This is a genomic window from Microbulbifer aggregans, assembly GCF_001750105.1.
GTDB classification, from domain to species: domain Bacteria; phylum Pseudomonadota; class Gammaproteobacteria; order Pseudomonadales; family Cellvibrionaceae; genus Microbulbifer; species Microbulbifer aggregans.
Window position 1 is genome coordinate 682,231 of sequence record NZ_CP014143.1, and the last position, 22,159, is coordinate 704,389.

13 protein-coding genes are annotated in these 22,159 nt (G+C 54.0%); 4 read left to right on the forward strand and 9 right to left on the reverse strand.

Features of this window, described 5'->3' with window-relative positions; genetic code table 11:
* The first annotated feature begins 104 nt into the window (after positions 1-104).
* On the forward strand, positions 105-2,435 hold the full coding sequence (locus AUP74_RS02925; RefSeq protein WP_145924297.1) for a PKD domain-containing protein: 2,331 nt from the start codon (positions 105-107) through the stop codon (positions 2,433-2,435).
* Between the two features lie 237 nt (positions 2,436-2,672).
* Here the strand turns inward: AUP74_RS02925 and AUP74_RS02930 are convergent, their stop codons facing one another.
* Positions 2,673-5,066 carry a zinc-dependent metalloprotease gene (locus AUP74_RS02930; RefSeq protein ID WP_069946247.1) on the reverse strand — a complete coding sequence of 798 codons (2,394 nt, stop codon included), beginning with the start codon at positions 5,064-5,066 and terminating at the stop codon, positions 2,673-2,675.
* Positions 5,067-5,268: 202 nt separating this feature from the next.
* Here AUP74_RS02930 and AUP74_RS02935 point away from each other — a divergent pair, with 202 nt between their 5' ends.
* Together AUP74_RS02935 and AUP74_RS02940 are read left to right on the forward strand one after the other, a co-directional pair.
* Positions 5,269-5,499, forward strand: a complete 231-nt coding sequence (locus AUP74_RS02935) for a DUF350 domain-containing protein (RefSeq protein WP_069946248.1) — start codon at positions 5,269-5,271, stop codon at positions 5,497-5,499.
* An 11-nt stretch (positions 5,500-5,510) separates the two neighbouring features.
* Positions 5,511-6,335, forward strand: coding sequence for a transglutaminase-like domain-containing protein (locus tag AUP74_RS02940; RefSeq protein ID WP_069946249.1), 825 nt, complete (start codon positions 5,511-5,513; stop codon positions 6,333-6,335).
* 125 nt (positions 6,336-6,460) lie between these two features.
* On the opposite strand, the gene AUP74_RS17360 is transcribed toward AUP74_RS02940, so the two are convergent.
* The 4 genes from AUP74_RS17360 to AUP74_RS02955 all read right to left on the reverse strand — a co-directional run bounded on the left by AUP74_RS17360 (position 6,461) and on the right by AUP74_RS02955 (position 15,803).
* Positions 6,461-6,712: a hypothetical protein gene (locus AUP74_RS17360; RefSeq protein ID WP_145924298.1), complete on the reverse strand. Its 252-nt coding sequence runs from the start codon at positions 6,710-6,712 to the stop codon at positions 6,461-6,463.
* A 12-nt stretch (positions 6,713-6,724) separates the two neighbouring features.
* Entirely contained in the window at positions 6,725-10,744 is a 4,020-nt protein-coding gene (locus AUP74_RS02945; RefSeq protein ID WP_069946250.1) for a S8 family serine peptidase, read from the reverse strand.
* Between the two features lie 368 nt (positions 10,745-11,112).
* The gene (locus AUP74_RS02950) at positions 11,113-13,749 is read right to left on the reverse strand and encodes a TonB-dependent receptor (protein ID WP_069946251.1); all 2,637 of its coding nucleotides are present in this window, start codon (positions 13,747-13,749) and stop codon (positions 11,113-11,115) included.
* Positions 13,750-14,261: 512 nt separating this feature from the next.
* Entirely contained in the window at positions 14,262-15,803 is a 1,542-nt protein-coding gene (locus AUP74_RS02955; protein WP_083260787.1) for a serine hydrolase, read from the reverse strand.
* Between the two features lie 672 nt (positions 15,804-16,475).
* On the opposite strand from AUP74_RS02955, the gene AUP74_RS02960 reads away from it, so the two are divergent.
* Complete coding sequence (locus AUP74_RS02960; protein WP_083260788.1) at positions 16,476-17,708, forward strand: serine hydrolase; 1,233 nt, start codon at positions 16,476-16,478, stop codon at positions 17,706-17,708.
* A gap of 136 nt (positions 17,709-17,844) precedes the next feature.
* Here AUP74_RS02960 and AUP74_RS02965 read toward each other — a convergent pair whose 3' ends face one another.
* From AUP74_RS02965 to tkt, 4 genes are all read right to left on the reverse strand, one after another.
* On the reverse strand, positions 17,845-18,402 hold the full coding sequence (locus AUP74_RS02965) for a DsrE family protein (protein WP_226999876.1): 558 nt from the start codon (positions 18,400-18,402) through the stop codon (positions 17,845-17,847).
* 96 nt (positions 18,403-18,498) lie between these two features.
* Positions 18,499-18,963 carry a tRNA-uridine aminocarboxypropyltransferase gene (locus tag AUP74_RS02970; RefSeq protein WP_158514531.1) on the reverse strand — a complete coding sequence of 155 codons (465 nt, stop codon included), beginning with the start codon at positions 18,961-18,963 and terminating at the stop codon, positions 18,499-18,501.
* Positions 18,964-19,014: 51 nt separating this feature from the next.
* Positions 19,015-20,025, reverse strand: coding sequence for a type I glyceraldehyde-3-phosphate dehydrogenase (gap, locus tag AUP74_RS02975; protein ID WP_069946256.1), 1,011 nt, complete (start codon positions 20,023-20,025; stop codon positions 19,015-19,017).
* Between the two features lie 130 nt (positions 20,026-20,155).
* Positions 20,156-22,159, reverse strand: coding sequence for a transketolase (tkt, locus tag AUP74_RS02980; RefSeq protein WP_069946257.1), 2,004 nt, complete (start codon positions 22,157-22,159; stop codon positions 20,156-20,158).

The following is a 22,159-nucleotide window of genomic DNA, read 5'->3' on the forward strand; positions in this document are numbered from 1 at the left end:
TTTCGTGTAATTATTTGTAATGTGTTTGTAGACTTTTTTCCTTTATTCCAAGTCTCGACATCCCTATCATTTGGCGTCTTTTTGCTTGAATGAAGGGTATAACCATGACAATAAAAAGAACCTGGCTTGGCAGACTCGCCGTAGCAAGTGCCAGCATATTGCTTTTTGCCTGTGGTGGCGGGGGAGGTAGTGGAGGCAACGACAGTGAACAGCAGCCGGAGAATCAGGCTCCCGCCGTCACTGTGAGTGCCACCAGCCTCAAAGAAGGGACTTCAATTGACATCAGTGCCACCGCAACAGACAGCGATGGCTCGATTGCCTCCTACTCCTGGGCACAAAAGTCAGGACTGACACTAACTCTAGAAAATACTGATTCGCAAACCGTTACTGTTACTGCGCCAGATATCACTGAAGACAGTACGGCCACTCTCACCATTACCGTCACGGATGATGATGGTGCGCAAGCTTCAGCAGATGTAGTCGTTACCGTGCTTGCCAATATCATCAGTGTGACCCTAGAGGGCAAGGTTACCGATAACCCAGTGGCCAATGCCAACATCCTATTCACAGTCGGTGAGCAGGAGTTTACGACCACTGCTGATAGCAATGGCCTTTACTCCATTGCACTCAGTGTTGATGACAGCCGCTCAGCTGATATGGTTCGTGCCGAGGCAACGAGTACTGATGAGCCGCAGCTAAAGCTCGTTTCCCTAATGGGCAGCCTCTCCTCCCTGGTAACCGCTGCCGGAAGTGACGAACTGGTAACACGAGAGGAACACCTTCCGGTAAACATTACAAATCTTTCCACGGCATTGGCAGCACAAGTGGAAAAGGGTGAACCGGGCAGCATATCTTCCGACGAAGAGCTGACAGCACGAAAGAAATTATTGAATGGTGGCGTAGTCTTCCAGCTCGCCACACTGATAAAGCTGGTGCTCGATTATTCAGACACACCAAGTGTCGACATCCCAGAAGGCATTATGGACACCTATTCTCTGGCTTCTAACCGGGAATTGGCAGCAAATCTTGCCGGAAAAATTCAGCTTGATAACACACCGGTCTATCAAACGGCCATCAATGCCATTCTTGACGACCCAGAACTGGTTGCCATTCAGCCGCAACAGGGCACAGACTGGCTGGATGATACATATTATTTTACTTCCAGCGCCGCCGTGCCGGCTCCATTCACTGAGTCTGCCACAATCCACTTCGGTTACAAGCTCGAACTTGAGCCGCAAGGAACGGGAATCCTCACTGGACGAGAAGAAAAGTCAGCTCTTTCTTGGGAGAACGGCGCCAATGGGCTATCTATCTCAGGTGCCGAATTCGTTACGGAAAACTACGAATTTGATAACAACCTTGGGACCCAGATTCGTGTACAAACTGTAATTCAACCTCGTCAGATTCTCTGGCTCGATCACAATCAGCAAGTTGATTGGATTGCGGTTATCGGCAATAAATTTAATCGTTACCCGGACGGCGAATATCCGTCGACTGACCCTGTTAGTTTCACCGGTGCCACAATGGCGGTTCGCGAAGCTGGTACGGAAAATGCCAAAGATATTATTCAGACGGGGTTTATTTACAGCCTTCCTGTTCCCACCATACAGGGAGAAGTCACAGACCCATCATCTTCAATTCCTTATCCCGACTTCGATATCCAAGCTGTACAAATGATTTTCTCAGGCAGCGTGGAGACTGGAGGCAGCGCCACAATCACCAAGGACACCATTACAGGGAATGGTACACCTTCTGAGTTACAACTTGCTGCGGGTTGGTCCATCAACAGTGATGGACATTTGTTGGTTGATAATGTGCTGGGCGCATCTGCAGAGTACGTCTTCCTTGAGCGAGATGACTTGCAAACTCCGCTAACTTTCGTAATCACGAACGACGGCACCAACGAGAGATCCCTGATTGCCAACGGCTATCTGAAGGAGGCTCCGGCTTGGTCAGCCGACCGGGCAGTGGGGATGTACCGACACCCAGAAGACTTTTATACCCCTCTACAACCGTTCTGGTTCGAGGTAAATGCCGACGGCAGTGCACTGACTGTCTCGGGCTGGGATGCCAACGGGGACAACCAGCTCAGCTCGGATGAGTTTTCTCAGATGCCGGGTCTCTGGAAGATCAACACAGCTGGCAACCTGGTTATCCGCCGATATAGAGAGCTTAATGGTCCATACTGCGAACCGGCAGCTTGGGATCCCGCACAAACAGATTCCTGCCTCCTGTACCATGAAAGAGAGTGGGTCCTGCACCAAGAAATCGATAACGATAAGATTGGGCTACGCCATTACCACCGCTTCTTCTACGCCCCTTTCCGGGATCCATTAGCTAGCGCGCCAGATGACCATGAGCTCTGGTTCGCATCGATCTTTAATATCTATTTTGAAAAGATAGATGAGCGTCCATTTCCCATAGACAGCATGTGATGGAAAAAAGGCCCACAATGTGGGCCTTTTTCATTCGGGACGAGGGTGAAAATCGCTTTCAATCAGTAATTACTTTTATTAGCTAAGTCCAGAGCCTCCAAAGTTAGGAATTTGAAAGGTTTTCACACCGCCATGAAACTCTATCTTTCGTTGTGATATTAGTTAACCAACCAGTGCGTTGTCTCAGTCAAATTTCCGGGTGAATATATTCACCCGGCATCTATGCCAGTTTTTCGTTCAGATCGGTGAGCCCGGCGGCATTGCTTTCAATTTTTCAGCACTCACGTCCAGCTTTCCCTGATTGAAGGCGTTAATCCGCTGCGCCTGGTGGTAATAGTGCGCATTGTAATTCTCTGAATCGTCACCAAAGAGCTTCATAGCTCCAATCCCGTGCAGGAAGCGAGCAAGCGCCATGTTAGCGCTCGCACGGACGGCCTCCGGCGCCTGAGTATTGGCGCTGAGGGCCATGAGCTTGTGCACATAGACATGGTTCACCCGCTGGTGAATGGCGGCCTCCAGACCACTGTAGCGACCATTTTCTAGCGCGTTCTCGGTCAGGCGCTGCAGAACGGTGCCAAAGCCTGGCAGATCGGGGAAACGGGCCGACTGCTGCAGCAGACGTGCCGCACGCTGGGGCTCGAGCAGAATATCCAGCGTATGCCCTGCTGCAGCCTCCGCAGCCGCAACCGCGTCAAAGCTGACACCGGTATAGGCGGGGAAGCTTTCACGGTTGCGCGAGTAACCGTAGGCCTTGGGTGGCAGCAGGTTCAGAACATCCTCTGGCAGGCGGAGGAACTCTGGATTCAGTGTTCCCAGCAGCGCACTGACCGCCTGCTCTTGCCGCTCAGCGGATACCAGGGAATAACTAGGGGCCGGGTCGTCGTTATCGAGGTAGTCATAGTCCAGACCACCGATCAGCTTACCCACGGCCTCGGCCTGGTAACGGTGTCCGTAATAGACCGGTACCAGGGTTTCCTCGAGGGCCGAACGTGGCGTATCAGGGCGATTGGCCGCCGTGGAGAAGTTTTCCAATGCATGGGACCTGAGCCGGGCCATGCGTTCAAACTCCTGCAGCGGATCAGCACCGTTGTCCCATAGATGGGAGGCAGCATGGGCATTGTTGATAGTGCGTGAGTCCGGATCGGAGATAAACCGCAAGCCTTCCTCCTGGGCCAGGCTCAGCACGCTGTCGAGGTAGCTCGTTTCACTGTCGCCGCTACCGTAACCATACATGATGGCCAGTTTGTCCCAGCGTCCAATACCGCTATCGTAAGCCTGCTCCAAATCGAGTTCGCCATCTTTCAGGGTCACCAGCGGTGCCGGGTAGTCCATGACGGAAGCACGGTCAGCCGCACTGGCCGCAAAGTTGTGGGCCAGCCCCAGCGTGTGGCCCACTTCATGGGCGGAGAGCTGGCGGATACGGGCCAGAGCCATTTCTTTCAGCGCACTGGTATCTGCCTCATCACTGCCGAACGGCTGCAACAGGCCCTGGGCAATCAGGAAGTCCTGCCGCACTCGCAGGGAGCCCAGGGTGACATTGCCCTTGAGGATCTCACCGGTGCGCGGGTCGGCAATGGAATAGCCGTAGGACCAACCTCTCGTAGACCGGTGTACCCAGTTGATGACGTTGTAGCGGACATCCAGGGGATCGGCATCTTCAGGCAGCAACTTCACCTGGAATGCGTTCTTGAAGCCCGCAGCCTCAAAGGCCTGATTCCACCAGCTGGCGCCCTCAATCAGGGCACTGCGAACGGGCTCCGGCACCCCGGAATCAACGTAATAGATGATCGGTTCCACCGGCTCATCACTGCCGGACTTTTTCTCCAGGCGATGACGATAGATCAGACGCTGATCCATCGATTCATCAATGGCCGTGGCGTAATCTCGATAGATCAGGGGGAAGTAGCCGCTGTTACTGTGGAATTTCCGCGGCTGGTAATCGTTGTCCGGCAGCTCTACCAGAGAGACATGCTGTCTCAGGGTCACCAGGGTAGGAGTCGGCACAACCTCCTGAACATAGTTGCCGGGAGAACCGCCGGCAAAAGTCAGGCTGGCTTCGAACTCGCTGTTTTTGGGAAAGTTCTTGGTGCGCGGCAGGTAAACCGCGGATTTGCCCTGATCCAGGGCGTAACTTCCCTGCCCGGTATCCTTGAGACGGCTGGCAATACCATGCTGATCGCTGAGCAGGAAAGGTGTGAGGTCCACCAGCGTACTGCCCTCGCTTTCAGCCAACACCTCAAAGCCCCAGAGCACTGAAGAGGCAAATGCCTCCTCCACCGCACGACGCTCGGCCGAGTTCCCTGAATTCGCTCGATATCGGGTATTCAGCTGGTGCAAGAGCACCTTGTTGCCGACGCGCTCAAAGCGTACCAGCCGGGTATCACCCACCTGGTTGCGGTCCAGCCCGACCGGGTTTGACCCCAACCCCTGGGCAAGGCCAGTGAGGAGGAGCAGCTCGCGATCAAACGCGTCCACTTCCAGCAACACCCGCCCCTCGGTCTCATCCCAGTAGAAATCATGAAACCCCTCATACCGAACCATCCCGGAGGTATAGTCGGCAACACTGTCAGCCTGGACTGCTACGCTGCAAAGCGTCAGGACCAGTACCAAAAGAGTATCGCGCAAGCGCATACACTGCCCCTTTGTTATCAATTTCTGCACCCGGACCAACCCGGTACCAAGCACTTTTGTAAAATCGTTCCCAAGACTACCAGTTTCCCGCTCTCAGGGCAGACCCGTACTCGCAATCGACCGTATAAGGCGCTTCTGCCACTGCGTTCGGTGCGGCTTTGTGATTTAATCCACCTTAAAGTCCCTGGCTCCAATAAGAAGCATGCAAATAGAATTCCTTACTGCGACGCTGTTCAACATCGGTGTCAATATTCTGTACACAATCCTGGCGCTGTTTATCGGTATGATCTCCCTGATCCTGATCGATAAGAAATTACTGCGACACGTGGATATCGAGGGCGAGCTCAAGAACGGCAATATCGCCGTTGCAATCTTTGCATCAACGATCCTGATCTTCGTTGCCCTGATCATCTCCTTTGGGCTGAAAGGCTGACCTTCCCCACCATGCGCAACTGGCTACTCCTCAGCGCAGTAACCGCCTCCCTGATCGCGCCACATCTGGCGCTGAAGATCGGTGGCTACTATGAGGATACCCATAGCCCGCCTGATGCCCTATTGGTTCAGGAATCCCTTTCTGCCATCAATACGGGCCCGGACATTCAGGACAGCCAACGGGGGGTGGTAAGAGTTCAGGGAAGCAACCAGCCGCTGACGGAGAATTTCCTGCACCGGGCCGTCTCAGCACGGAGCGAGCAGGACAGCGCTTACGTATCCATATGGCACTGGCAGGGTGTGCGCGATGCGACGGCCTCTGCCCGGGGGCTGGATCAGAAGCATCATTTTGCCAACAGTTACCTGGTGGGCTTCCAGCCCTTCAAGACCCGGGAACTCTGGGTGCCACTTTATACCCTCGCCACCCGTAAGGAGTATCAGTACGACCACCTGCAGTATTCCGGGCTGGCCGATATCTGGCAGACCTCACGCCAGGCCTTTTTCCAGAAGCGCGGCGATTGTGAGGACCACGCCATCCTGCTGGCAGATTGGCTGATCAACCTCGGCGTCGATGCACGCGTGGCAATGGGCAGCTACAACGGCGAGGGTCATGCCTGGGTGGTGGCGATAGTCAATAATCAGGAGTACTTACTGGAAGCCACCAGTAAAAGGCGAGAGAGCAGCTGGCAGGCCATGCCGTTGGCCGCACTGGCAGAAGGCTACGAAGTGGAATTCCAGTTTAACCGCCACTTCTTCTGGGCCAAGCGCAGCAAAGAGGCCACCAGAAAGTACCGGGGTAGTCACTGGATCAAGAAGTCACAGTTTATCCGCGGATAAGGTCGCCAGCTCCATTGACCTTTCCGTTTTACTTCAGGAGCAACCTCAAACTAACCGCCTTTGACAGGTATATCGAGAGGTTCGCCGATGGAGAGGGACCGGCTGAAGGTCCCCTCCCATCATTTCTACTCGGTCACAGATACCTCAGTTCCTTTAAGCGGCAAGCCGTCGACCGTTAGCGTTTCCCCAGAATCAGCGCGGTCGATCTCGATTTCCTCAAGCTCCAACTGGTAAGTTCGGGTCACCGTCGTCGAGCCACCACCGCCACTGCCACCACTGCCGGAGGATTCACCTCCACCACCTCCACCGCCACCACATGCGGAGAGAGCTACAGCGCACAGTATTACCAGTCCAATTCGTATAGTTATGAAAGCCACTGTTATGCCTCCTTACTGTGCAAGATCATAGGCGATGATGAACTCATGCTCACCTGCGGAGAGCTCCAGAGGGTCGCCTGTAATGTTCAGGACCAGGCGTCCATCATCCATATCGTAATTTCCCTCTCCAAGCAGTAGATCTCCGCTATCGACAGAGCCGTCCCGGTTCACATTCAAATACCAACGGACCCTTTCCACTCGGACACTTTCATCCCCCGTACCGGAAGCCTTGAATGTAATGCTGCCCAGCGTCGTCTGAAGGTTGGTTGTCAACTGGAAGACCTGCAGCACTACATCCTGATCACCCTTGGTCGCGCTTGATTGTTCAAGTGATAGCGAGGTTGCTGTCACACTCGCATCAAGGGTATCCCAGTAGTTCGGATCCAGAGGCTTGGAATCCTCTTCGTCAGCAACCCCATCGCCATCATCATCTGTATCCGCGTTATTGCCGATACCATCACCGTCAGTATCGACAGTCTCATCCGGATCAAAAGGCAGGTCGTCGTTGGCATCGTCAACACCATCATTGTCATCGTCGGGATCTGCATTGTTTCCGATGCCGTCACTGTCACTGTCAGCGGATTCGCTCGGATCAAGGGGGAAGAGATCTTCAGAATCCTCAACACCATCATTATCATCGTCTGGATCCGAGTTATCTCCAACACCATCGCCATCGAAATCCCGAATTTCAGTAGGGTTAGTTGGAAACACGTCAATCGCATCTGACGCTCCATCCCCATCCAAGTCCATCAACTCTGCAGAGCCAGACCCCAGCATAAAGGCTCCATTGATGGTATTTACCATGGAATTACCACTGCTATCAGCTAGGCTAATTCGCAAATTAGCCTTGGTTGCAGTGCTGAAATCTGGCAAATTTGCGATGTAGTAATTTCCACTAGCTTCCAAGGCTAATGGTTCCCATGATCCATCCTCGAGTCCGATTTCAGCACTAACGACTTCTAGCGGCATTGATGATTCCGCTAGGAAACCAAGCTCAGCAGAAGCCTGGGCATAGCTCACTACAGCTCCTGCCTCTCTCAACTCCAGCACTTTGATCCTTGGAGTCTGCATAGAGTCAAGATTGGCGAGCGTAAGGTCTACCTGCGACCGATATTCTTCACCTAGTAAGAATGTGGGATAGTCGTACTGTATTGCTAATTCAGCGCACCCTGCACTTGAATAAAGCACGGGATTACTCCCGCTTAGCGGGCCGGATGAATAGGTTTGACCAGTATCTACACAAGACGCAATGTAATTAATATCATTTTGGAAATGGTTACCCCACGAGTCCCTCACAGCAAGGAGAGGATAACGATTCCAGTCAGGCTTTAGGTATAAAGCCCCGTTTTCATTTCTTAACAATGCAGCCCAATATCGAACACCACTACCAAGGGGAATGAGACCATGCGGTCTTTCTAATATTTCGCTCACTCGATTCTGATCAGAATCGCTTCTACGAAGCTTTCTATAGCGTTCAGAAGAGAGCGAAAATTCCGATGTCATGGCTCGGTTATAAAAATCCGGAGTCCTCACGTCAAAACTTGGAAAAATGGTTGAGCTGAGAAAATCCGACTCATTGCCATTCAGGGTTATCCGAATGGGACCTGCATGCCTCTCAGGGGTACCAGCACCGGTAATCCAGCCATTTTCCTCATATGCGAAAACCCAGTTAATGAGATCGTATTCCTGGCCAGTAAGTTCAGGCAGGTTGATCAGTAATTCGACTCCAGGAGTTGGGGAAACTGTGAAATCTAAATGTTGCAACACTCCTGCTGTATCAGATTTTAGAACATACATTTTTTGGTCTGCAGGAGAGCGTTCCGGCTCCTTGAACAATCCTAAATACTGGACCCTGAAGTTGTCTGAAAAACCTGATAGGTTGACCATCGGACGATTAGTGCCCCAGACACCATGGGGCCACAAGACAACCTCCGGCCGATCTACATGACTCACTCGCATCATCTGCTCTTTAAAATCAAGAGGCTTACCCTCATGATCCATCGGCCGATTGATCGTGTACATATTTGTTTCTGGATCAACTACTACCGGCCCGAGCTCAGCACGCACTCCTTCCAAGGCAAATACATTGTCAGAGGGATGATTCCACTCCATGAAAAGCCCTGTCACGGGCTCATCCCTAACCGGGACATACAGCGCCGCCTCTTCACTTTGGTAAGAATCTATATAGGCATTGTACTCATGACTACTATCAAAGAACTTACCCCAGTAATTCCAATAGTAACCAACCCAAGGTGTAACCTTTTCTTGAATTTTTAGCATCTCAGCTCTATGAAACGCGATCGGCACTGAAACTGATTCACCCCCCGCAGAAACAAGCAAATCAGAACTATACGGCTGCTCAAGTTCAGCAGGAATTGCCACCTGATCAAGATTTATAGTCACCGTCTGTACTGATACAGACTCCTCCCCTTCAGCCACAAACACATTGCCCGGCGCATGTTCAATCGTGACGCCCGCGGGGAAACTCCCCTGCTCTGAAATGGAGAACTCACGTTCGCCCGAAAGGCTACGCAGAGTGAGAGAGCGATCCTTAACCGATCCAGTGACTTGGCCTGCATAACCAAGATATAGTGTTGGGGGGCTAACCAGATAGGCCGCATTTGCTGCAGAAGTGACCTGTAGCTGCCCGTTGCCGACCGCTTCTACTGGTCCATTGGCGGCAGCCGCATGATTAACAAGCAACGCCTTGATTTCTGCGGAGGAAAGCTCGGGATATAGCTGCCGCAATAGGGCTGCAGCACCAGCAACATGAGGCGCTGCCACAGAAGTGCCAGCATAAAAACCATAGGTACCATCAAGGTCAGTTGTCTCAACGTTAACACCCGGCGCCGCGATTTCCGGCTTGACGGACGTAACTCCCATGTCAGCGTCATAAGCGAACAATCCGCGCGAACTCCAGGATGGCACATCTCCATTAACGTCCACCGCTCCGACCGTGATGACATCATTAGCTGAACCTGGAGCGGTGATAGTGTTCAAACCATAGTCGCCCTCATTTCCAGCCGCAACAACCACAATAACCCCCGCTCTCATGGCGATGTCAGCAGCTCTGGAAACGCTCGAAGTACTGCCGCTCCATGATGTTCCCAAGCTCAAATTCATTACATCGACTGCATCATCAGTCTGCGGGTCGCCATCTGGATCGGTTGCCCGTTCGATCGCCGCGATAATGTCACTCTCGTATCCCCAGCCATCAGCATCAAGCGCTTTATACGCTAGAAGTTTTGCGTCTGGGGCAACCCCCGTTATAGTGCCGCTGGCTGCAGCAACCCCGGCAACGGCAGTCCCATGGAAGTGGTCATCCATGGGATCGGTATCATTATTTACAAAATCGTAACCGCCGATCACTTTGCATGATGGGCCCAAACAGCCACCGAGATCAGGATGCGTATAATCGATACCAGTATCGATGATCGCTATCGTTATGCCGACACCAGTGACAGCCTGATTTTTTGCGTCCTGCATAGCCCAAACTTCTGGAGCACCAACCTGCTGAACACTGACGTCGCCCAAGGCCTTCACTCTCTGGTCCAGAGTCACGGAGAGAACATCCGGTGATGAGACTATTTTTTGGAAATCAGCAGCACGGATCTGAGCAGAGACCCCATTTGCAACCCGGGAAAAGCGCCTACTAGACGCCGTAATCAGCTTTTTCTGCTTAAGGTCATTGATTATCTGGGTTTGCTTTGCCTCAATACGGCGCCGCGCATCGCTCACAGCGGAAACTTTTGTCTTTCGGCTGGCCCCCTGCATCCTGTCACCTTCAAATACTGAAAGTGCTGGCTTATCCTTAAAGTGGATAATCACTCGGACTTCTTCATTCGGCTGATAGTCACTTAGACGCTTTGGAGACTGCTTTGTACCAGAAGCCTCTGTGACGCTCCCAATTGATCCCGGACTCTTGCGCTCTTCGACACCGCCACCCGGCGCAGAATCTGGCGCAGCGGATACTGGAATCAGCCATAACAGCTTTATCGAAAAAACGGTCATAACAGCCAATTTTCTGATCATAACCCCACAGCCTTCTTATCTTTTTATCTAAAAATGAGTGGCACATCCCCAAAACTAATCGAGATTACTACAACTTTGCTTATACCCCTAAAATTAGTTTGTGATTCATCTCGCATCCTATTTCTACAAATGATGCTTTAGGCGCCTAAATTTTCCACCATCTTCGCCCCAACCAGGCATGGGCAATAATTGCCATTTTGCCCTCACCCACCGATCAAAAAATTGGACCGATGTTGGCTTTGCGTTTCAGTTAAAGCGCACTATGGATTTAGATCAGTGTACTCCCGCAGGTAACTGGGAAGAGGAAATCAAAAAAGCCGGCACCCAAGGGTGCCGGCCAAGCTACGACCATCAACGAGGAGAGATGATTAGAATTTTGCCGAGACTCCGGCAAAGATACGGCGGCCGAATTGGTGAACATCACCCGGCAATCCCTGCTCACCCCACTCGATGGATTGCTCCTCATCGGTGAGATTCAACAGGTTCATGACGAGCGATACATTGTCCGTCAGCTGGTAGGAGAGGTTGGCGTCCAACTGTCCGTAGCCATCGCGATACTGATCCAGTTCATTGCGCCTGGTACCGGTGTAGTAGCGCGAGCGATAGTTGTAGGCCAGACGCGCGGATACGCCATAGTCCTCATAGTACGCAGTGAGGTTATAGGTATCCTTGGAGTTGGCCGGCAATTGCTTTTCGATACCAGCTGCCCGCTCTTCCTCCGTCTCCAGCATATCGGCATCGGAGTATGTGTAGTTCGCCAGCACACCAAAACCGTTGCCAAAGTCATGCTGTAAGTTCAGCTCTATACCCTGATTGACCCCGCCGATGCCATTAACAGGGATGGTGATGCGGTAATATCCCGGCCCATCCTCGCCGATGAGGTCCTCCCCAACGTCGGCAGTATCGATGTAAGTGTCGATATCCTTGTAGAAGTAGGCAACGGATACGATCGAAGACTCGGTGAAGTAGTATTCAGTCGAGAGGTCATACTGGGTGGCGCGATAGGGCTCAAGATCTGGGTTACCACCACTGCCGAAACCATCATACCCTGGCACCCAGATACTGTTGGCAAAGCCTCGGGTCATCTTCAAGTTGTCGTAATCCGGACGTGACAGGACCTTGGCTGCAGCGAAGCGCATCACCACATCATCGCTGATGTCGTAAGCCAGGTTCATGCTTGGCAACACATTATCGTAATCGTTATCGATCTCTGCTGGTGTCATGGTCCAGGTATCGGGATTCCAGGAAACCGGCTTGAAGAGCTGGAAGCCAATACTGGTACCGGTGGTCTTGGCATAGCGCAGGCCGACATTACCGTGAAGATTTTCGTAGTCGAAATTGCCCTGAACATAGGCGCTCGTAACCTGCTCCTGGAGTTCGAAGCTGTAATCCGGACGATAGTTTGAGCGATAAGTAGGAGTAGCCTCGGTCCAGTCCTTCCAGTTTGCATAGTTGAATTCAAACAGCCCCTGCTGCGAGTCGCTGGACCCCTTGAAGTCACCGGCTACGGCACCATTCGCATAGTTATCAAGTGTGGTGATCCAGGGGTCGAGGAATACAATCCAGACGTCTTTGTGGAGGTTGGAGTCCTTGTTGTGATCACGATACTTAGCGCCAATGTCGACGGAGGTGAACCACTGGTTGTCCAGCTCCAGGTTCAGGTCAACCTGTGCATAGTTCTCTTTCTCGGAGTTATCGAAGATATTCCGATGGGTGTACATCGTAGCGTAGTCGGATGGAGCAACTGCACTGTTGAAGGCATAGGTAGGCTCACCGCGCAGATCGAATGAGGCATCGGTACTGGCCTCGAATTCAATCTGGTCGTCGAGGATATCACCTTTAGCAGCTGTAGTTCCCAACTGTGCCATCAGCGTATAGCCGACACCCTCGTATTCGAGTTTCAGATTATGCGCCCGGGTCTCGTAACCACCGGTATTGTTATTGGTGCTGTACCAGGATTCCTCCAGTTCACGTCCACTGTTGGCGTCCGCGGAAAGAGAGCCAGCCACAAGTACGCCATCAACCATCACCGGGTTTTCAACACCGGCACCAGCTGATGCGCCTAAGGTACGGACGCCGTTGGTGATCGACTGGTTCATCCGATCCACCTGCGAGAACAGGTTGGTGAACTCGATATTCAGGCTATCACTGGCCTGCCACTCGAAGTTGGCGGTAGTCGTCGACAGGTCCTTTTCAGAGCGGTAGCGGGTCGATCGAATATTATTCGGCAAGTAATACTGCAGGTTCCCATCTGCATCATTAACTGGCTGGTAACCCTGATAGCCGAGGCCATTTGTATCCCGCTGGATACGGTTATCCTTGCGCACATAGCCCAGATTGAAACCAAAATCCCCAGCTTCATTTTTCCAGTTATAGAAGCCGGAGAGCGACGGGCTATTTTCGCCGCTCGCTTCCTGGTACATATTCTTCACTGAGAAGGCGATGTGGTTGGATTCAGTTTCAAGTGGGGAGCGCGTCTTGACGATCACTGTGCCGCCAACGGAGCCCTCTTCAATCTTTGCCTGAGCGGACTTGTGTACCTCGAGCGTGTCAATCAGCTCTGAGGGCAGCAGCGAGTAATTGAAACTGCGGCTGGGAGGGTTGAGCACGCTCGCCGAAGCTTCGGCCGTCGCCACATGCTGACCGTTGAATAAGGTCATATTGAGGTGCGGTGCTGTGCCGCGGATGCTGACACGGTCAGCCTCGCCTTCAGACTTCTCTACCGATACACCCGCCACCCGCTGCAGTGCGTCCGCAACGGTCTGGTCAGGGAACTTGCCCACGTCCTCGGCGGAAATGGCGTCCACCATGGCATCCGCGTTGCGCTTGATATCGAGGCTTTTCTTTACCGAGCCCCGGTAACCAGTAACTTCGACTTCCTCGATTGCCTCGCCGGAAGGCGCAGTGGAGGCATTAGTTTGCGCAAACGCCGGCAGGGCGGCCAGCGTACCGATGGTTAACAGGGAATAATTTGCGAGACGAATCGCACGTTGCAGTTTGTTCATGGACTACTCCGCTTTTTATGTAGTTTTGCGAGGGCAGCCGAACTAATCCGCCCGGAGCAAAATAAACTATTCCTCAATATTCGCGCAGTCAAGAATTATTCATTCTATGGCGCCAAAGGAGAATAATTTGTCGTGCTTTTCATCAAATTGGCAGTTTTAGCAGGGGGCGCCGGGTCGTCATGGAAAGGAATGATTACCATCCAGAGCATCCACCGCATCGCCCGCAGGACTGAGCCGGCAGGTCGGTACAGATTCCTCCCTGCACCAACCTTCGAATAAGTGCCCTCAACACTCTTGAGCCCCGGAGACCAGAGAGAATCTGTACGACCGGCGGGAGCGACAAAGGCCCAGGTTGGCCAATGGCTACCGCGGCTTGAAGTGAGGTTCGATCATCGGCTCTTTGGACTGCCCTGCCTGACAGCCTCTGGCATCGCCCTTCGCTAGCGGAAGGGCGGACAACGCAGGTGGGGCCTTCTAGCCACACCTGCAGCCAGCATAAAGGCATTGGACTCTTATTCAGGGCAGGCGCTGAAGCGCAAGCGGAACGCATCCGCAACCACGGTGCCATCTGTTCCATTGTTCGAGAGTGCTACTTCGAGATCTTGCCCTGCCAAGAGTGAGATTTGACCCAGACTATTCCAGCTACTTCCCGCAGCACTCTGGTCAATCACGAACGACTGCGCACCGCCTGAAACAATGACAGTCACCGGTGTCTGGGTAGCCTGGTCGCGAGACGCGGGATGGTATTCCATCAGCTCCCAGACGCCGGCTCCCGGGGCAGAAAACTGATAGCTGGCTACCAGCTCACCTTTCTGGGCATTGCCGTCCGTCAAGTAGTCGGCACCATAGTGCTTCTTGCCCCTTGAATCCGTCTGCCAGCTACCGCTCACGTTCATAGCAGTATCAGCATTATCGATGATGATGTCGTCGGCCTCTGGAATGGTACAAGCACCGCTGCCATTGCTGGCATACCAGGAGGTCACGTAATTGAAAATCTCATCAATCAACGTGTACCAGCTCGACGAACTTCTGGCATAGCCATTACTGAGAATGCCGATCGCAACATCCTGATCCGGAACGTACATCAGGATACTGCTGTAACCCGAAAGCGTGCCCGTATGGCCAAAGTGTAGATAGCCATACGTCGCTTCAGACCAGATCCGAGTGGTGAGGCCATAGCTACTATTCCTGAGGGAAGGGGCAGTCATCATTTCGGTCAGTTCTGATGGTAGGAAATTGGCACCGTAAACGGAGCGACCGAATGCGGCCAACTGCTCTGCCGGAGCGACCATCGCCCCTGCCGCGCCGATCCCGCTCTTGTGGAATTCATAGGCACGATCATTCTCGGCAAGTCCGACTATCTTCTGTTGGGGGTTACTCCAGTCATCCAGAAACAGACCCGGCAGCTGCAGGGGAACCGATACCATCTGGTCGACCGCGGCCGAGAGAGACAATCCGGTCTTTGCTTCGATCAGCATACCCAGAATATAAGTCCCGGTATTCGAATAGTTGTAAGCAGTGCCTGGTGCAGCCAGCGCACCGCCGTCGATCGCATATTGCACGATCTCTGAGGAATCCCAGATCCGGTAGGGGTCGTCCAGAGCCAGGCTCCAGAAGTTATTGCTGCCATTGATGTGGTCGTAGACACCCGCGGAGTGATTCAGGAGCTGGCGAATGGTCATGACATCGCCGTAGGGGAGCCCAGGAATAAATAGATGATCGATCAATCTGTCATCGATATTGAGATAACCCTGCTCCTGTAGCTTAAGCACCATTGCGCCAGTAAATACTTTGCTGATACTCGCAATGCGAAACTGATCAGCAGCAGATACCGGACTGCCTGTCAGGGTGTTACCTACCCCTGCCCCGGCAAAGACTGTTCCCTGGTCGGGAGTTGCCACGCCAACTGCCACACCGGGCACCCCCTTCAATCGGGAAAATTCTCTCTCCAGTGTGCTCTGTAGCCCACTTTGAAATTCATTGGCACTCGTAACGCCAGCGGTAAAAACAAAAGCAATAACGGTGAATAGCCTGAGGGAAAATAATGTTCTCATGATGACTGCACTCTCATTGGTTATCGTTGGTTGCTATAACGAGTAGTGCAAAGACAGTCTGGCAGCGCGCTCAAACCCCATAAAGGCTTACCCGGGAAGCATACTGGCGCGTTGCCACTTTGCGATGGACCAGTGGGGAATTTGAACGGACATGCTGAAGCGAGCCGGCAAAATAACTCAGCAATCCGGGAATGACACTGGCTCAGGCAGGGTACCCGGTTGTCACCAAAAGACAGTGATGGGAACTATCGGGTGCAGCGATGGGCAGTCAGGAACAACACATGAACGGCAATCTCTATCTAGGAAAAAGTGCCGCTTCAACAGCGGATGGAGCACCGAGACAGACAGATGAATAAGTAACTCCAGCTCTTGCTGAGAGCTACGCCCATATAGTGATGCAGAGGCTGCGAATAATACCTTTTACAGGAGAAATGAAACCAGCATGTGGTTTGGTGGGCGATATCTTGCCACGACAATATTTACAGCTGTCGCGACGTAGCCGGATGCGGCCTGTTCCTGGCAAGCGGCCAACTTGGGTATTGGGTGTTGCCCTCACGGTATGCGGTTTGTTTTGCCCATGGTGGCTCGATATGATCAGCCGACAACTCAAAAAAGGTGCAGACTGTGAATATACGCCGTTTTCTACTGCTGCTACTCTGTTCTGGGGGGCCAATGGCGGCCACGGCCGATTGTGTCTCACCAGCGCCCCAAGACAGATGCAAATCAATCATTGAGTGGTTGGCCGGTGCCGGCAACCAATACCCGACCCTGACCGCCGTCATGGCCAACCCGGAGCCCTACCGAGTCCAGATTCTCTATACCCAGGTCGACCGAGACCAGGACAACCAGCCCGTACTCCGTGAGTACCACTACGGACTGGATCCAAACCGTTACTTCTACCCCGCGAGCACGGTAAAACTGCCCATCTCGCTACTAGCGCTAGAGTGGCTGGCGGAGCAGAAGATTGACGGCTTGACCTCCGGGACTGCCATGCTGACTGATGCGGCCACGCCGTTCCAGACTGCGGCACACCAGGACACTTCCGCTGAGAGTGGAATCCCAAGCATCGCGCATTACATAAAGAAAATTCTTTTGGTCAGTGATAACGATGCCAGCAACCGCCTGTATGAATTGCTCGGCCAGGACTACATCCATCAGAAGCTGGCGGAGAAAGGGCTGACGCATACGCTGATCAATCACCGACTCAGCACGCGGATGTCAGAGAAAGAAAATCGCCACTACAACCCGATTCGCTTTGTCGATGCCGGGGGGGATATCCTACTGTCATTACCGGCACGACACAGTGAAAACCAATATATCAATACCGCGCGCCCCAAGTTAGGGAAGGCCTATATCTCCGCAGGTGAACGCATCGAATCACCGATGGATTTTACAACCAAGAACCGCCTGACTCTCACGGATCTCAATGGCGTCATCAAACGGCTGATCTTTCCACAGCTGTTTCCTCCACAACAGCGATTCAATCTGCGCCCGGAAGATCGCGCGCTGGTTTTACGCTATATGTCGATTCTGCCGCCAGAAAGTATCAGCCCGCGATACGCCCCGAAAGAGTATCCAGACAATTATTCAAAGTTTCTGATGTTTGGGGGAGAACCCCGAGAAGTTCCCGGGCATATCAGGCTTTTCAACAAAACCGGTTGGGCCTATGGGCATGTCATCGATGCCGCTTATATCGTCGACCTTGAGAACGAGGTGGAGTTTTTCCTCTCGGCAGTGATCTATGCCAATGAGAACGACACCCTGAATGATGACGAATACCAGATTGACGAGATCGCTAAACCCTTTTTACGCGAGCTGGGCAGCTTCATCTATCAACACGAACTGAAACGCAAGCGCCCGGCAGAGCCCGATTTCACTGCAATCCGGCAGGCTACCGGATCGTAGCGTCACCGTTCTCGATCAACAGCAAAAAAAACCGGCCACAGCGCCGGTTTTTTTAGTCCTGCCTCCTGGAAACTCGCAGGTGCTCTAGCGCGAGGGCTCCAGGACCGGGACACCAACAAAATGAGCAGAGCAAAGACTAGAAAGGATTCACCGTATAACCCTGCTGCTGTAGCAGTGCATGGGCTGTCATGGCAGAAAGCGCCACCTCGACATTCGGGAAGAGGTCTTCGGCGTCAATTTCGTGGTAGGCGGCAGATTGCCCACAGATAATCACACGAACATTGTTTTCCGCCAGCTTGGCAAGCAGCGGCGCATTAGGGTTAACGCCGCCAAACTTTTCCTTGTATGCAGCCTCGTTCAAAAGATCAAAGCCCGCCTTTCCGTGCACCACCAGTGCCAACTGAATCTGTTTCGGATCGATACCGGCCCGTGCTTGCATATTGAGGAATCGAGCCAGACTTTCGAACTTGCGGTTTGCTTTTTCCTGACCGCCTGCTTCGGCCGCATCGAAAGCGACCTTGAAGCTCTCCTGGCCAGAAAGCGGCCTGGTCTGTTTTATATTCGCTACAGGTCCATAACCCTCGATCACCGGACCAGTCGAGAACTCGGCAGCATTCACGGACATCGCAAAGCCGGCCAACAACGCCAGGGCCGAGCGACATATCATTGTCAGGGTGGGTATTCCGGGTCGCATGATTTCCTCACTGCATTATTGTTATTGCCACGCGGGCATCGTCCAGCAAGACTAACCGCTCAGTTGCCGTAGCGCCACTACCCGAAAATCAGCCTGTCAACGACGATTAAATTCATAGAAACGCGCTTCAATATCCCCTGCCACTTCCCTGTACCCCTTAACACGTAGCAACTCGACCACGCACTCCGCAGTACAGAGACCCCCCTGAAGCTGGTTTCTTCTCAGCTGATAATTAGAGGAACTTTCTGGTTGCAAGCTGACTCTCGGGGCTGTTTTCAGGTAAGGCGTGCGATTGAAAATCTTGCGCGCCTCCTGCCAGGTTCCGTCCAGCAGGATAAAGTTATCGAATGCGGTTGGATCGAGAGGCTGCGGATCGGATTCTTCAGCTGGATAAACCAATGCTGCAGAGCCGGTTGCCACAAGTTTCTTTAGTTCGACATCGGGCTGTTTGCGCTCCCAAATTACACGCCGTACCAGCGACGCTCCGGCAGTTATGGCTATTGCACCAGTATTCGTGGGGCGATGAAGTTCGCGTTCATGGGTGAGGAGATAGATCTTCACTGAAATTGCTCGCGGTTACGGAGAGCAAGGGAAGCGATTGTAAGTTTACACCTACTTGTGCAGCGCTCTGGCCACATCCAGCATCCGGTTGGCAAAGCCCCACTCGTTATCGAACCAGATCAGGACCTTCACCAACTTACCACCAGCGACGCGCGTCTGGCTGGCATCGACAGTGCCGGAACGGGGATCGTGGTTGTAGTCGCAGGAAGCGAGGGGCTCTTCCGTGTAACCGAGCACACCCGCAAAGTCGCTGTCCGCCGCTTTTGCCAGCACCGCGTTGACCTCGGCCTGGGTGACATCCCGATGCAACTGCACGGAGAGATCAATCGCGGAGACATTAACCGTAGGCACGCGCATGGCCTGAGCCTCGAAGCGCCCGCCGAGTTCCGGAAGGATGCGCTCGATACCGCGGGCGAGCCCGGTATCCACGGGAATGATGGAAGTGACCGCGGAGCGGGTCTTACGCAGGTCGGTGTGGTGGTAGGCATCACTCACCGGCTGGTCATTCATGGCCGAGTGGATGGTGGTAATCACACCGGCATCGATGCCGAAAGCTCTATCCAGCGCGGCGATAACGGGCACGCTGCAGTTGGTGGTACAGGAAGCTGCAGAGACAATGGTCTCCTCACCTGTCAGCACATGGTCGTTGACGCCGTGGACGATGGTGGCATCCACATCGCGGCTGGCGGGCTGGGAGAAGAGCACCTTTTTGGCCCCGGCCTGCAAGTGTAATTCTGCCCGCTTCCGCTCGGTAAAGCTGCCTGTGCACTCCAGAACGATGTCCACTCGCTCTCTGGACCAGTCCAGCTCCTCGAGCTGCTCGAAGTGGGTGATGGCAATCCGGTCGCCGTTGACGATCAGCGTGTCGTCTTCGCTGGACACCTCACCGCCAAAACGGCCATGCACGGAATCGTACTTGGTCAGGTGGGCAATGGTGGCGCAGTCGGCCAGCTCGTTGATGGCAACGATCTGTAGCTTGTCCCGCGCACCTGACTCATAGAGCGCGCGCAGGACGGAGCGGCCGATGCGGCCATAGCCGTTGATGGCAAGTCTGATGGTCATTGCGTATCGGCCAGCTTCGGCATTACATCTTGGCTCCAGATCCTGAATCCCGGCCTGTGCCGGGATGACGACTCAATATAGTGAGGTTGCATCACGCTGGCATGAGCCGGCGTCCAGAATCAACGGTGGTTTACTTCAACAGTTTTTCGACAGAAGCGACGACGTTGTCGACGGTAAAGCCGAACTCCTTCATCAGCTCGCCACCCGGCGCGGACTCACCGAAGCTGCTCATGCCAATGATGTCGCCATCGAAGCCGACAAACTTGTACCAGTAATCGCGGTGTGCCGCCTCGACCGCTACGCGTGCACGGACGTTAGAGGGCAGCACGGATTCACGGTAGGCCTCGTCCTGCTCCATAAACGCCTCGGCGCAGGGCATGGAGACCACGCGGATCTTGCGATCGGAGAGCTGCTTCTTCGCTTCAACAGCCAGTTCCACTTCAGAGCCGGTGGCGATGATGATCGCTTCTGGTGCACCTTCGCAGTCCGCCAGCACATAGCCACCGCGCTCGATCTGCTGCAGCTGTGCATCGTTACGCGCCTGCGGGGCCAAGCCCTGGCGGCTGAAGATCAGGGCTGCGGGGCCATCGGCACGGGCAACGGCCATTTTCCAGCTCACTGCAGATTCGGTGGCATCACAGGGACGCCAGGTGTGCAGGTTGGGCGTGGAGCGCAGGGCTGTCAGCTGCTCGACTGGCTGGTGGGTAGGGCCGTCCTCGCCCAGGCCGATGGAGTCGTGGGTGTAAACGAAGATGACGCGCTGCTTCATCAGTGCCGCCATGCGCACTGCGTTGCGGGCGTACTCCATAAACATCAGGAAGGTAGCACCGTAGGGGACAAAGCCGCCGTGCAGGGCGATGCCGTTCATGATGGCGCTCATACCGAATTCGCGCACACCGTAGTAGACGTAGTTGCCGGATGCGTCCTCTTTGGTCACGCCTTTGGAGTCGGACCAGATGGTGAGGTTGGAGCCGGCCAGGTCAGCGGAGCCGCCGAGGAATTCCGGCAGCAGCGGGCCGTACGCATTCAGGGAATTCTGGCTGGCCTTACGGGAGGCGACCTTCTCCGCATCCTGCTGGCACTGCTTGATGTACTGGTCCGCTTTGGCAAGGAAGTCGCCCGGCAGCTCGCCGCTCATGCGGCGTTCGAACTCTGCCGCCAGCTCCGGGAACTCCTCCTGGTAGTCGGCGAAGATATCGCGCCACTCTTCTTCCTGCGCCTCACCTTTGCCACGGGCATTCCAGCCTTCGTAGATCTCTACCGGGACTTCGAAAGGCGCGTAGTTCCAGTTGATGGTTTCACGTACCAAAGCGATTTCGTCCTCGCCCAGCGGTGCGCCGTGACACTCCTCGCGGCCCTGCTTGTTCGGGGAACCGAAACCGATCACGGTCTTGCAGCAGATCAGGGTGGGCTTTTCGCTCTCGGCGCGGGCCTCTTCGATGGCAGCCTTAATGGCGGCAGAGTCATGCCCGTCCACTCCGGCAATTACGTGCCAGCCGTAGGACTCGAATCGCTTGGGCGTGTCATCGGTGAACCAGCCCTGCACTTCACCATCAATGGAGATGCCGTTGTCGTCATAGAAGGCGATCAGCTTGCCGAGGCCCAGGGTTCCAGCCAGGGAACAGGCTTCATGGGAAATGCCCTCCATCAGGCAGCCATCACCCAGGAAGCAGTAGGTGTGGTGATCCACCAGCTCGTAGCCGGGGCGGTTGAACTGCGCCGCCATTACCTTCTCTGCCAGTGCCATACCAACAGCATTGGTGATGCCCTGACCCAACGGACCGGTCGTGGTCTCAACGCCGGGCGCGTAGCCGTATTCCGGGTGGCCCGGAGTCTTGGAGTGCAGCTGACGGAAGTTTTTCAGCTCTTCGATCGGCAGATCGTAGCCGGTCAGGTGCAACAGAGAGTAGAGCAGCATGGAGCCGTGACCATTGGACAGCACGAAGCGGTCGCGGTCGGCCCAATCCGGATTGGCCGGATTGTGCTTCAGGTAGTCGTTCCAGAGGACTTCAGCAATATCCGCCATGCCCATGGGGGCGCCGGGGTGGCCACTGTTGGCTTTCTGCACGGCATCCATGGACAGGGCGCGAACGGCATTGGCCAGCTCGGTGCGAGACGGGGTACGGGAGGTCAT